At 47.9% G+C, this 13,206-nt stretch carries 10 protein-coding genes and 2 pseudogenes; 4 read left to right on the plus strand and 8 right to left on the minus strand.

The window, feature by feature from the left end; translation table 11 throughout:
* Window positions 1–57: 57 nt before the first annotated feature.
* The 3 genes from ilvD (VF685_RS11280) to ilvD (VF685_RS11290) form a co-directional block, all read right to left on the minus strand.
* Window positions 58–1,743 carry a dihydroxy-acid dehydratase gene (ilvD, locus tag VF685_RS11280; protein WP_168384788.1) on the minus strand — a complete coding sequence of 562 codons (1,686 nt, stop codon included), beginning with the start codon at window positions 1,741–1,743 and terminating at the stop codon, window positions 58–60.
* 293 nt (window positions 1,744–2,036) lie between these two features.
* A complete protein-coding gene (locus VF685_RS11285) occupies window positions 2,037–2,240 on the minus strand; it encodes a hypothetical protein (RefSeq protein WP_067731511.1) in 204 nt (67 codons plus the stop codon).
* Window positions 2,241–2,438: 198 nt separating this feature from the next.
* On the minus strand, window positions 2,439–4,268 hold the full coding sequence (gene ilvD / locus VF685_RS11290; protein ID WP_163143341.1) for a dihydroxy-acid dehydratase: 1,830 nt from the start codon (window positions 4,266–4,268) through the stop codon (window positions 2,439–2,441).
* Between the two features lie 423 nt (window positions 4,269–4,691).
* On the opposite strand from ilvD (VF685_RS11290), the gene fmt reads away from it, so the two are divergent.
* Together fmt and rsmB are read left to right on the plus strand one after the other, a co-directional pair.
* Window positions 4,692–5,654 carry a methionyl-tRNA formyltransferase gene (gene fmt / locus VF685_RS11295; RefSeq protein ID WP_317305212.1) on the plus strand — a complete coding sequence of 321 codons (963 nt, stop codon included), beginning with the start codon at window positions 4,692–4,694 and terminating at the stop codon, window positions 5,652–5,654.
* Window positions 5,651–6,955, plus strand: a complete 1,305-nt coding sequence (rsmB, locus tag VF685_RS11300) for a 16S rRNA (cytosine(967)-C(5))-methyltransferase RsmB (protein ID WP_160240752.1) — start codon at window positions 5,651–5,653, stop codon at window positions 6,953–6,955. The genes fmt and rsmB overlap by 4 nt, the downstream gene beginning before the upstream one ends.
* A 79-nt stretch (window positions 6,956–7,034) precedes the next feature.
* Here rsmB and VF685_RS11305 read toward each other — a convergent pair whose 3' ends face one another.
* The 3 genes from VF685_RS11305 to VF685_RS11315 all read right to left on the minus strand — a co-directional run bounded on the left by VF685_RS11305 (window position 7,035) and on the right by VF685_RS11315 (window position 10,608).
* The gene (locus VF685_RS11305) at window positions 7,035–7,145 is read right to left on the minus strand and encodes a methionine/alanine import family NSS transporter small subunit (RefSeq protein ID WP_005181164.1); all 111 of its coding nucleotides are present in this window, start codon (window positions 7,143–7,145) and stop codon (window positions 7,035–7,037) included.
* Window position 7,146: 1 nt separating this feature from the next.
* On the minus strand, window positions 7,147–8,634 hold the full coding sequence (locus tag VF685_RS11310) for a sodium-dependent transporter (RefSeq protein ID WP_440203651.1): 1,488 nt from the start codon (window positions 8,632–8,634) through the stop codon (window positions 7,147–7,149).
* A gap of 522 nt (window positions 8,635–9,156) precedes the next feature.
* A complete protein-coding gene (locus tag VF685_RS11315) occupies window positions 9,157–10,608 on the minus strand; it encodes an aldehyde dehydrogenase family protein (protein WP_005181161.1) in 1,452 nt (483 codons plus the stop codon).
* Window positions 10,609–10,745: 137 nt separating this feature from the next.
* On the opposite strand from VF685_RS11315, the gene VF685_RS11320 reads away from it, so the two are divergent.
* On the plus strand, window positions 10,746–10,934 hold the full coding sequence (locus VF685_RS11320) for a hypothetical protein (RefSeq protein WP_227554598.1): 189 nt from the start codon (window positions 10,746–10,748) through the stop codon (window positions 10,932–10,934).
* 48 nt (window positions 10,935–10,982) lie between these two features.
* Here VF685_RS11320 and VF685_RS11325 read toward each other — a convergent pair.
* Window positions 10,983–11,144 (minus strand): annotated as a pseudogene (locus VF685_RS11325) (transposase); the annotation flags it as partial.
* Here VF685_RS11325 and VF685_RS11330 point away from each other — a divergent pair.
* Window positions 11,132–11,371, plus strand: a pseudogene (locus VF685_RS11330) (TIGR04219 family outer membrane beta-barrel protein); the annotation flags it as partial. The pseudogenes VF685_RS11325 and VF685_RS11330 sit on opposite strands and share 13 nt — an antisense overlap.
* A 78-nt stretch (window positions 11,372–11,449) precedes the next feature.
* On the opposite strand, the gene VF685_RS11335 reads toward VF685_RS11330, so the two are convergent.
* Window positions 11,450–12,811 carry an aromatic acid/H+ symport family MFS transporter gene (locus VF685_RS11335; RefSeq protein WP_005181158.1) on the minus strand — a complete coding sequence of 454 codons (1,362 nt, stop codon included), beginning with the start codon at window positions 12,809–12,811 and terminating at the stop codon, window positions 11,450–11,452.
* Window positions 12,812–13,206: the final 395 nt, after the last annotated feature.

Consider the following 13,206-nt stretch of genomic DNA (forward strand, 5'->3'; position numbering starts at 1 on the left):
AACGGTGCAATAAAAGATACTACACCGGTTTATAACAATTTGATCTTAAATGATCAATTACACATCCAAATTTAAATCGGTCACGGCGCCGGTGTCTGCCCCTGAGGTCAGTCGGGCAAATTTGGCCAGTGCACCATGCGTATAATTTGGTTTTGGCTTGACCCAGGCCGCCTGACGCGCGGCAATGTCCTGTTCAGACACATGCCAGGTCATTTCACGGGTTTCGGCATTGATGGAGATTTTATCGCCATTTTTCACCAAACCAATTGGCCCACCTTCATAGGCTTCCGGGGTCACATGGCCAATCACAAAGCCATGACTGCCGCCAGAGAAACGGCCATCGGTAATCAGGGCCACAGCATCGCCCAGGCCTTTACCAATAATCGCTGAGGTCGGTTTTAGCATTTCAGGCATGCCCGGTCCGCCTTTTGGACCAACACCGCGAATTACCACCACTTCGCCCGGCTGCACCTGACCGTCGAGAATACCGCGCATGGCACCTATTTCACCTTCAAACACCCGTGCCGGACCTTCAAAATACAGCCCTTCTTTACCGGTAATTTTTGCCACCGCACCGGTTGGCGACAGGTTGCCTTTTAAAATCACCAGATGTGAATCTTTTTTCACCGGTGCATCAAATGGCAGGATAATCTGCTGGCCTTCCGGATAGTCTTCAACATCCGCCAGGTTTTCGGCCAGTGTTTTACCGGTCACGGTCAGGCAGGAACCATCGAGCATACCGGCGTCCAGCATCCGTTTCATCAGCGGCTGAATCCCGCCAATCGCAATCAGTTCAGACATCAGGTATTGACCGGATGGACGTACATCGGCCACCACCGGAATATCCTGTCCAATGCGGACAAAATCATCCAGACTCAGCTCGACCCCGGCCGTATGCGCCATCGCCAGTAAATGCAGCACACCATTGGTCGAACCGCCCAGAGCAATCAGCACTTTAATGGCATTTTCAAACGCGGCTTTGGTCATAATGTCGCGCGGTTTAATGTCCAGACGCAGCAGGTTCATTACCGCTTCACCGGCACGCTGACAGTCAATTTTCTTGTCCTCAGACACCGCTTCCTGTGCTGATGAACCCGGCAAACTCATGCCCAAGGCTTCAATCGCCGAGGCCATCGAGTTAGCGGTGTACATGCCGCCACAGGAACCCGGTCCAGGCAAGGCCACTTCTTCAATCTGTTTGACCTGAATTTCGTTAATTTCGCCTTTGGCATGCTGCCCGACCGCCTCAAATACCGAAATCATGTCGGTATGGCCGGCGCCCGGCTTGATGGTGCCACCATAAACAAACAGCCCCGGACGGTTGAGGCGCGCCAGCCCCATAATACAGCCCGGCATATTTTTATCGCAGCCGCCAATGGCAATCACCCCATCATAGGCCTGACAGCCGACCACGGCTTCAATCGAATCGGCAATAATTTCGCGGGTCAGCAGCGAATATTTCATGCCCTCGGTGCCGTTTGAAATCCCGTCAGAAATGGTGATGGTATTGAAGATAATCCCCTTACCACCAGCGGCATTGACCCCGGCTTCGGCTTCACGCGCCAGCCCATCAATATGCATATTACACGGCGTGACATTGGCCCAGGTTGAGGCAATCCCGATAAAAGGACGCGTAAAATCCTCATCCTGAAAACCGGTGGCACGCATCATGGATCGGGCCGGTGCATTTTCAATGCCTTCATAAACAGGCGCGGAATGTTCTCGGATATTGTCTTTACTCATTTTATTCGTCCTGAGTGTAATTTTTGAGAAGCCTAAATATTGGCTAGGTTTTATCCGATTGTATAGAAAGCAATCTCGACATAAAAGTAAGACTCTGTGTATCTGACTCAGTTATTTTTTATTTTCTTAGATGAGTATTTGAAGTACGAAGTTGCCATACATAATAAAAGACCCGGTCTTTTCAAGCCGGGCCTTTTACTGAGACTGTAAATCAGTCATGGGATGATTTCTGATTAGATTCATCTTTACACTATTTAAAATCAATTACTTATAAATTTTTAGTGTAGGCGTACTTAATTCACCTGATGCAGACCAAGTTCTTCATTGGAAGCCAACACCACAGATGCCAGAATCGGAGCCGCCAAAATCACAGGAACAGCTAAGATCCAAAAGACGACGGTATAATGTGGATCAAAGAAAAATTGAATGCTCAGTGCAGCTAAAATCATAATGAGCGCTAAAATTGCCACAAAGCGGCTAATAAATTTCATGGACATGCGTGTAATCACTTTTGCATTGATACTGTCGCTTTAGTATACACATACTTTTTTTAAGACTTTATCGGTTTTAAGTATCTAAAGCCCTCTCTCCATTGATTTTATTGAAAGTTTAGGTGTTTTACTTAAGTTTAAATCGCTAAGGAATAAAAAAGCACTCCCATCTGGAGTGCTTTTTTAGCTCTAAAAACTTAGCGCTTAGATTTCACGTACCGCGCCTTTGGCCGCACTGGTGGTGTGCATGGCATAGGCTTTCAGCGCTTTAGAAATCTTGCGTGGACGTTCCTCAGCTGGCTGCCAGCCTTTGGCTTCCTGTGCTTCACGGCGCGCTGCCATGGTTGCATCATCAACCGCCAGGTGAATGCTACGGTTTGGAATATCAATTTCAATGCGATCGCCATCTTCGACCAGACCAATCGCACCACCTTCAGCCGCTTCCGGAGAGACGTGACCAATCGACAGGCCAGATGAACCGCCCGAGAAACGGCCATCGGTCAGCAAGGCACAGTCTTTGCCCAGACCTTTAGATTTCAGGTAGCTGGTTGGGTACAGCATTTCCTGCATCCCCGGACCACCACGTGGACCTTCGTAACGAATCACCACCACATCACCGGCGCTGATTTTACCACCCAGAATCGCCTCTACTGCGGTATCCTGGCTTTCAAATACGCGAGCTGTACCATTAAATTTCAGGATGGATTCATCTACACCCGCAGTTTTTACGATACAGCCATCCAGCGCGATGTTGCCGTACAGCACGGCCAGACCACCATCTTTAGAGAAGGCATGTTCAGCATTACGGATCACGCCATTTTCACGGTCGCCATCAAGGCGTGAATAATAACGGTCCTGTGAGAATGCAGTCTGGGTCGGAACGCCACCTGGCGCCGATTTGAAGAAGGTGTACACCTCTTCATTTTCAGTACGGATGATGTCCCATTTATCTAAGGCATCTTTTAAAGTGGCTTCATGTACGGTCGGTACAGAAGTATCCAGCAAACCGGCACGATCCAGCTCGCCTAGAATACCCATGATCCCGCCGGCACGGTGGACATCTTCCATATGTACATCATTTTTTGCCGGAGCCACTTTACACAAGACCGGCACTTTACGCGATAAACGGTCGATGTCATCCATGGTGAAATCAACACCGGCTTCATTGGCCGCAGCCAACAGGTGCAATACAGTATTGGTTGAACCGCCCATGGCAATGTCCAGCGTCATGGCATTTTCATACGAGGCTTTGGTGGCAATTGAACGTGGCAGAACGCTGTAATCATCCTGTTCATAGTGACGTTTGGCCAGTTCCACAATTAAAGAACCAGCACGTTCGAACAGTTTTTTACGGTTGGCGTGCGTCGCCAGTGTAGAACCGTTACCTGGAAGAGATAAACCGAGCGCTTCGGTCAAGCAGTTCATTGAGTTGGCAGTGAACATGCCTGAACATGAACCACAGGTTGGACAGGCTGAACGTTCGTATTCTGCCACTTCTTCATCGGTAAAGTTGTCATCTGCAGCGACAATCATGGCATCAATCAGGTCGATGGCTTTTTCATTACCACGGATTTTGACTTTACCCGCTTCCATTGGACCGCCGGACACGAACACCACCGGAATATTCAGACGCATGGCGGCCATTAACATGCCCGGGGTGATTTTGTCACAGTTTGAAATACACACCATGGCATCAGCACAGTGTGCGCTGACCATATATTCGACCGAGTCGGCAATCAGATCACGTGATGGCAAGGAATACAGCATACCGTCATGACCCATGGCGATACCATCATCGACCGCAATGGTATTGAATTCTTTGGCTACACCACCTGACGCTTCAATTTGACGTGCCACCAGCTGACCAAGGTCTTTTAAATGCACGTGACCCGGTACAAACTGGGTAAAAGAGTTGACCACCGCAATAATCGGCTTGCCAAAATCTTCATCTTTCATCCCGGTCGCACGCCATAAGCCACGTGCGCCCGCCATATTTCTTCCGTGTGTCGATGTTTTTGAACGATAGTCAGGCATGTGTATTTCCAACGAGTTGTGCTTGAGAGGGTGAATCCCCATCTCTGGCTAAAATGTACTGATCTTCAGGTTATCAGTTGAAATTTCGTCACATCATACTACAGCTCAATCTGTCAGCGTGCTGGGTGATCGGGTCTTTTGAACCTTTTATTCTGCGATCTTTCAACTGATGAAAACTGGGGAGACTCGCCTACGGAGCCGATATGATTTGATCATAAAGCATTAGCTCCGGCATTTTCATGAATAATTTTTACCTTTTATATAAACAAAATTTATTGATATTAATTTTTTAAATAAAATTTTGTTTGCAAAGAACAACACCCAGCCGAACTCATGAAGATGCAATCTCTATTTACATGACAATTTAGGCTTAAAAAGGCTTTTCGCATATAATGTGGGGCAAGTTTATATGGAATCTCATGTGTGAAAATTATCTTTGCGGGAACACCAGAATTTGCAGCTGTAGCGCTCGATGCCTTATTAAAAACCGAGCATGAAATTGTGGCGGTCTATACTCAACCTGACCGCAAAGCAGGCCGCGGACAAAAACTTACGGCCTCTGCCGTAAAACAACTGGCGCTGGCACATGATCTTCCGGTATATCAACCGTTACATTTTAAATCATCCACAGAAGAAGGTCTGGCTGCGCAGGCAGAACTGAAAGCCCTAAATGCCGATGTAATGGTGGTGGCAGCCTATGGCCTGATTTTGCCGCAAGTGGTGCTGGATACACCCAAATATGGCTGCCTGAATATTCATGGTTCGCTGCTGCCACGCTGGCGAGGAGCGGCGCCCATTCAACGCGCCATTGCCACCGGCGATGCTGAAACCGGCGTGACCATTATGAAGATGGCGGCCGGGCTGGATACCGGCGATATGATGTATAAAACCCTGTGCCCGATTACAGCCGAAGATACTTCTGCCAGCCTACATGACAAACTGGCCATTCAGGGTGCGGAGGCGATTGTGGCGGTACTGGCTTCGGAGCAGACTTTACAACAGTATCTGGAACAGCGCGAAGTACAGGATGAAGCTTTAACGGTATATGCCCACAAGCTGTCTAAAGCCGAAGCGAAAATTGACTGGTCTCAGGATGCTGTGACAATTGACCGCAATATTCGCGCCTTTAACCCGTGGCCGGTGGCGTTTATTCCGCTGGATGAGCAAAGTAATTTACGGGTCTGGGGATCTGTGCTGTCGAATGAAGCGGTCAATGGCCAGTCGGCGGGGACCATTCTGGCACTGGATAAACAGGGCGTGCATGTGACCTGTGGCGATGGCAAAGCCATCTGTCTGACCAGCCTGCAATGGCCGGGTGGTAAAGCGCTGAATCCGGTCCAGATTGCACAAACCCAGAAATTAAGTATTGGGCAGGTGCTGGCATGAATCAACATCCATCCGGTCAGTCACATCTGAACTTACGCGCCCAAGTCATTCGTACTTTATTGGCCGTCCAGCAGGGCCAATCTCTGGCCAGTATTTTACCGCTGCATCTGACCAAGGTCGCCGAGCGTGACCGGGCGCTGTATCACGAACTGGTCTTGGGCACCTTACGTCAATGGTATGGCCTGAAAAGCATTACCCTGCCTTTGCTGGTCAAACCGCTGAACAATGAAACCGTCGAAACCTGTCTCTATGTCGGGCTATATCAGATTTTATGTACCCGTATTGCCGACCATGCAGCCATTTCAGAAACCGTGACTGCCACCAAGCAGCTGGGCTTTCAGGCACTCAGTGGTGTGGTCAATGCCATCCTGCGACGTGTTTCACGTGAAACATCGGTCTTTGAGCAGGCCCTGCAAGCGGCGCATGGTTTACCTAGCTGGCTGTTTAAACGTCTGAAAAAAGACTGGCCGGAACAGCTGGAGCAGCTGACCCAGGACCTGAAACAGACAGCGCCACTGACCTTAAGGGTCAATCAGCGCAAGATCAGCCGTGAAGCCTATCTGAATAAACTGCTGGGCGCCGGTATTCAGGCACGTCCAGGTGAACGTTCCGATGTGGCAATTATTCTGGAGCAGGCGGTGCAGATTCCGGAGCTGCCGGGCTTTGATGCCGGCTGGTTCTCGGTACAGGATGAACATGCCCAGCTTTGTGCGCAGTTACTGCCAGATTTAAATGGCAAAGTGGTGATTGATGCCTGTGCAGCCCCGGGCGGAAAAACCGCACATATTCTGGAAAAATTTAGTCCGGCCACTTTGGTGGCACTGGATCAGGACCCGAAACGCCTGCTACGGGTCACGGAAAATCTGGAGCGCCTGCAACTGACCGATACGCAGCAGGTCGAAATTCTGGCGGCAGATGCTACGCGCTGGACCGCAACCGAACCGGTCGATTGTATTGTGCTGGATGCACCCTGCTCTGCCATTGGGGTGATGCGCCGTCATCCGGATATTCGCCTGTTACGCCAGTCCGCTGACATTCAGCAAACTGTCGAGCTGCAGCAGCAGATTCTGGAACAGATGTGGTCCCAGCTAAAAGTCGGCGGCACCTTGCTGTATATCACCTGTTCCATTTTAAAAGCAGAAAATGAACAGCAGATGCAGCAGTTCTTTGCCCAGCATGCCGATGCCAAAGAAATTAAAATTGTCACAGACTATGGTGTCGAACAGCAGTATGGCCGCCAGCTGTTACCGGAAGCCGGACGCGGCGATGGCTTCTATTATTGCCGGATCGAAAAAATCTAGACGATAAAAAAAGGAACCCTCAGGTGGTTCCTTTTTTTATTCTACAGCAGCTTAGTCTGCACATGCATGTACCACAGACTTAATCCTCTGGTTCATCTGGATGTTTGCTCAGATGAATCATGGCCAAGATTAAACCGCCCCAGAGCAGGACAGTCGAGATGATCATCATGATAATTGCTTCAGTATTCATCTTAGTTCTCCTCTTCCGCGACTTTGTCTTTCAGACAGCTCAGTACAATGGCACCCACAATAAACAGGGCCAGCGTACCGCCACCCACCAACCATAAGATTTCAGCCGGATAACCGCCATAACCTTCTGCAACAATCGACTTGATGGTTAGGCCTAAAGCCACCAGTAATGATAATGGAGTAATCACGGTTAACAGGAAGTTCCAGCCGGCACCCAGTTTAATACTAGAGTACTGGTTGATATGCGCCTGTAACTGTGACAATAGCGGACGACGGAACCATGACACCAGAATAATCGACAGTAAACCACCACCCACAATACCAATGTTATTGGCAAAGTAGTCAATGATGTCGACAAAGGTAATCGCGCTATGGGTCGAGAAAATCAGGGTCGAAACAATGGCTGAACCACCGGCAATAATGCTGACCGATTTTTTACGTGACCAGCCTAACTTGTCCTGGAAAGCTGAAATCGGCACTTCCAGAATACTGACCATCGAGGTAATCCCGGCAACGGTCAATGAGGCGAAGAACAGGAAGCCAAACAAGTCGCCGCCTGCGCCCATGCTGGAAATAATTTTCGGGAAGGCAATAAAGGCCAGACCAATACCGCCAGATACCACTTCTTCCACGGTTGAGCCTGAGCTGAAGGCCATAAAGCCCAAAGCCGCAAATACCCCGATACCGGCCAGAATTTCAAAAGATGAGTTGGCCAGCGCAACCACCGCACCGGAACCAGTCATATTGGTTTTACGCTTTAAATACGAGGCATAGGTCAGCATGATCCCGAAGCCAACAGACAGCGAGAAGAAGATATGACCAAATGCGGCCAGCCAGACTTTATAGTTGCCCATCGCTTCCCAGTTCGGGGTAAAGAAGGCATTTAAACCTGCGGTTGCACCCGGTAAACGGATCGCCTGAATCACCAGAATCGTGAACAGTACCACCAGTAACGGCATAAAGATTTTATTGGCCAGTTCCACACCACGACGTACACCACCGTAAAGAATGAACATCACCACCGCCCAGACAATCACCAGACCGAAAAATAAGGTCGGTACAAAGCCCAAGGCCAGCCCTTCGCCATTTTGCAAATAGGAATTAAAGAAGAAAGCCTGCGTATCTGCCCCCCATTTCTGGCCAATTGCGTAGTACATATAACTACCGGCCCAGGACAGAACGCTGGCATAGTAAATCCCGATGACCAAAGTCACCATCACCTGCCACCAGCCTAAGGACTCGCTGTTCATGAGCTTTTTATACGCCAGTGGCGGCGCTTTACGGAACTTATGTCCAACCGCGTAATCTAAATATAATAACGGCAAACCGGCAGCAAAAATTGCCACCAGATACGGCACCAGGAAGGCACCACCACCATTTTCGTAAGCCACATAGGGAAAACGCCAAATATTCCCCAAGCCTACAGCTGAACCAATCGCTGCAATAATAAAGCCTGATCGCGCGGACCAGTTTTCACGATTTCCTGACATAAAACACCTAAACCTAGATGCTTTTTTCACTGCTTTTTATGTGGTTTTCTCGCAAGCAAAAAAGCACCATGCAATATTAATCTTGAGTGTTTGATTTAGCCTTGACCTTTTGGGTACTGGTTTCTAAATGACAAACAGGGAGTGGATGACGAAAACTTGCTTAAAGTGCATCGTGAAGACTCCCTTTTATATGGTTCAACAATACTCACTTTTAAAAAATTATTCTGTAATTTCTGCTCCAAATCTTGGGTTTTTATAATCTATCCTGATTCAACCGCTCAATTAATCGGCTTATTTATTGTACAATTTTGGTTATGAATTACCAAACTTTTTGGAATAAATTATGAAGTAAAACTGAAAACTCAATTGCTATCCTTTAAACGGTCATTTATACCCGATGATATAAAATGCCTATCACCTACCCGCACTGCTTTCTTCAGATGCTGTATTTAAATAGATTGCCGTGATCCATAGATGAGGATGCATCAAGCTCAAGCTTGCCCTTGATGCATCTACAAACGATCAACCCGGTTGATGGATCACCAGCAAACGTTCTTCCTGCATATCACGAATTGCCGATTGAATTCCCTCACGGCCCAGACCCGAATCTTTGACCCCGCCATACGGCATGTTATCGACCCGGAACGATGGAATATCGTTAATAATCACCCCGCCAACATGCAGCTGGTCCCAAGCATACAGCATCTGCTGCAGATTCTGGGTATAGACCCCGGCCTGCAAACCAAAGCGGCTCTGGTTAATCCGTTCAATGCCCTGCTCAAACTGTTCATACGGCTCCAGAATAGCCACCGGACCAAAAGCTTCATTCTGGTAAATTTCTGACTGAGGCGAAACCTGCTCCAGCAATGTCGGCTCGAACATCACTCCCTGCTGTTCACCGCCCACCAGTATCGTCGCGCCTTCTGCTACGGCCTGATCCAGCCATTTTTTCAGGCGCACGGCTTCATTCTCTTTAATCATCGGCCCAACCAAAGCGCTGTCCAGCCGCGGATCAGCCGCCCGTAATGACTGCAAACGGCTGACCAGTTTATCTTTAAGCTGTGTGTAAATCGCGCGATGTACCAGAATACGCTGCACACTAATACACACCTGCCCGGCATGGTTATAGGCACCTCCAATTAACCGGTCAACCAGCGCATCATTGACCTCGGTATCGGCCTCAATCATCACGGCAGCATTGCCGCCCAGCTCCAGCGTGACCTTTTTACGTCCGGCACGCGCTTTCATGTCCCAGCCCACCACATCGGAACCGGTAAAGCTCAGCAGTTTAAAGCGGTCATCGGTGACCAGCACATCGGCCTGCTCACGCGGACAGGGCAATACCGAAAAGGCCCCAGCCGGCAAATCGGTTTCCGCCAGAATCTCGGCAATTTTTAAGGCAGAAATCGGGGTTAGACTGGCCGGTTTTAAAACAAAGGGACAGCCGGCAGCAATCGCGGGTGCAATTTTATGGGCAGTTAAATTCAGAGGAAAATTAAATGGACTGATCAGCGATACCGCGCCAATCGGTACCTGTTTACTGATGCCCTGATAACTGCAAGCCGCGGCAGTTACTGCCAATGGCATCATCCGGCCCTGATCCATCTGGGTTACTGCATCCGCAGCCAGTTGAAAGGTATTGATTAAGCGCTCTACTTCAGCAGCGGCAGCCCTTTTCGGTTTACCGCCTTCAATAATCAGCAGTTCGGTGAGCTCGGCCCGGCATTCCTGAAAACGCTGCACACAATGCAGCAGGATTTTCTGTTTCTGAAACGGTTTTAATGCCGCCATCGCCGCTTCCGCCTGGACTGCGGCCTGAATCGCCTGCTCCAGCGTCTCTGCATCGGCCAGCGCCACACGTGCATAACAGCGCTGCAGATACTTATCTTCGACCTCTAGCCACTGGCCGGTCACATGCGGCTGTCCAGCCAGATATAAAGGATAATCGTGCGGATGATCAGTGTGCGTAGCCATGTGCAGGTCCTCTATTTTTTGCATGATGCGTCAATGCAATTTATACCAATTCCCGATATGATGCGCCGAGATGTTTCCCGGTTCCATCCTCCACAATAAATTTATTCTGAGAATATACAAGCTCTACAGGGATTTTTATGCGTACACGTCCAGCATTGTGTTTCATCCTCGGTCTTGGCTGTTTTAGCGCCGCACAGGCCGATATTATTGGTGTTAAAGGTAGCGTCGATTACTGGCATTATAACAGTGACTTATCGAGTGCCTTGGGCCAACCCGAGATGAAAGATGACTCCAGTTTGTCTTTTGCCTTGGCGGTTGAAATATAATTTTATTGATCAAAACTAAGAGCGCATTCTCGCTCTTTTAAGGGCGAGTTAGCTCTTTTTTAATGACATGGACTTTTTAGCATTTTTTTCTGACGTTGGTGTTCTTTGTTCTTCAATGTATTTTTTCACTACATCCAAACTTGCGCCACCACAGGATACAGCGCAGTAACTAGGCGACCAAAAGTGATTGCCCCGAAGCTGGGGTAAAACTGCCTTTTACCGGTTTAAGTGCCGAAGCCAGCTATGCCAAGTTTGATGATACTGTCATTAGCGATGCGCAGGCAGAATTGAAATATAATTTTATTGATAATTTACTGGTCGATGTCGGCCTGAAAGCCGGTTACCGCATTCTAGATGTGGAGCTAAACGAAGGTGATGAACGTAATCTCCAGCTGGATTTCAAAGGTCCTTATCTCGGGCTGGAACCACATTTCTAAAACAACAAAACATCTTTTTCCCTTTAAACAAAAAGCCTCTACTGAGGCTTTTTGTTGGTTTAGATGAATTACATCAGTTTAGCTATAAGAGCGACTGGCCTTAGACACCACCGGTGGTGTTTCAGTAACCGGCTCTGAGGCTTTCTGGATGCGAATCAGGGCAACTGCAATTGCACCAATCACCGCTGGAATCGCCACCGCCAAGAAATTCAGTTTATGCGGTAATTCCATACCCAATAGCACCCCGATAATAATCGGGCCGACAATTGCACCTACACGGCCGACCGCAGAGGCACAACCAATCCCGGTTGAACGCACCGCTAGTGGATAATACTGCGCCACAAAGCTGTATAGCAGAATACTACTACCAATCGCGGAAGCCCCAGCCAGCGCCACCAGTAGGTAGATCACCGGTTGTGGCGAGTTAAAGCCTAATCCAACCAGCGCCACAGCCCCCATCAGGAACATGCCAATAATCACCGGTTTTAAATGGAAACGGTCTGCCAGAATCCCGCCGCCAATGGTGCCAATTACTGCACCAATATTCATTGACATCAGGAACATCAAGCTGCTGCCCAGCGAGTAACCGGCGGCCATCATCAGTTTTGGTAACCAGCTGCCCAGTGCATAGACCATCAATAAACACATAAAGAAGCAGCACCAGAACAATAAGGTACTCATGCCACGGTTTTGCTTAAATAAGGCGGCAATAGAGGCATCCGGCACCTGTACTTCATTTAAGACCAGCTGGGTCTGCGCACTGACTTTTTCTTCTGGCGTGATTTTCTGAATAATCTGGCGCGCTTTTTCATCCTGCTGTTTTTTCACTAAAAAGGTCAATGATTCAGGTAAAAACTTCCACAAGATCGGTAACAGTAACAGTGGAATACCCGCGATATAGAACATCACTTCCCAGCCAAAACTTGGAGTTAACCAGGCACCCAGTAATGCAGCCATAATACCGCCGACCGCATAACCACTAAACATGGTCGTCACCAAGGTACTGCGCAGTTTTTGTGGTGCATATTCAGAGGTTAAGGCCACCAGATTCGGTAATACTCCGCCAATTCCTAAACCTGCAATAAAGCGCAAAATTCCGAATTCAGTCGGGTTAGATGCGAAACCGCCCCAGAAGGTAAAACCGCTAAATAAGGTCACACAAATTAAAATGACATTTTTACGGCCAATCTTATCGGCCAGCATGCCAAAAAACATGGCACCGAACATCATTCCGGCCAGGGCAGTACTGGCCAACATGCCTGCTTGCACAGCAGTCATATTCCATTCTTGCATCAGTAGTGGTAGGGCTACGCCATTAATCGCCAGGTCATAACCGTCAAAGATGACTACAAATAAACACCAGAGTACGACGTTTAAATGAAAAGGTTTGAACTTCGCCTTGTCCACTACAGCATTCACATTCATTGTTGTTGCTGTCATTAATCCTCACCTCCAATTGTGAGATTTTATTCTTAATATGAAAAAATGAACAATCATTCACTTTTGTCTATAAAATGAATGATTATTCATTTTTTGTCTATGGATAAAAGGTCTAAATGATAAATTTTTCTTAAAAATCAGATTTGATTTAGCAATAAAGCTCAATTTCAGAGCAGAAAATTTAGTTATAAATCTTACAATTAGTGGAAACTTATTCTATTTTTTAAAATTTTTATATTACAAAACAGTGAAATAAAAGCTTCATCATTGCAATTTTTAAGACAGGCTTAAATGACAACTTCTACCACACAAATTTGCAAATAAATGTAAAAATTGTGTCATAAAGCCAGAAAAATACTATCCAAGTCGTAGATGTAGAAACTAGAAATTACGCC

It is taken from the genome of Acinetobacter sp. Brlt_5 (assembly GCF_051949055.1).
GTDB classification, from domain to species: Bacteria; Pseudomonadota; Gammaproteobacteria; order Pseudomonadales; family Moraxellaceae; genus Acinetobacter; species Acinetobacter indicus.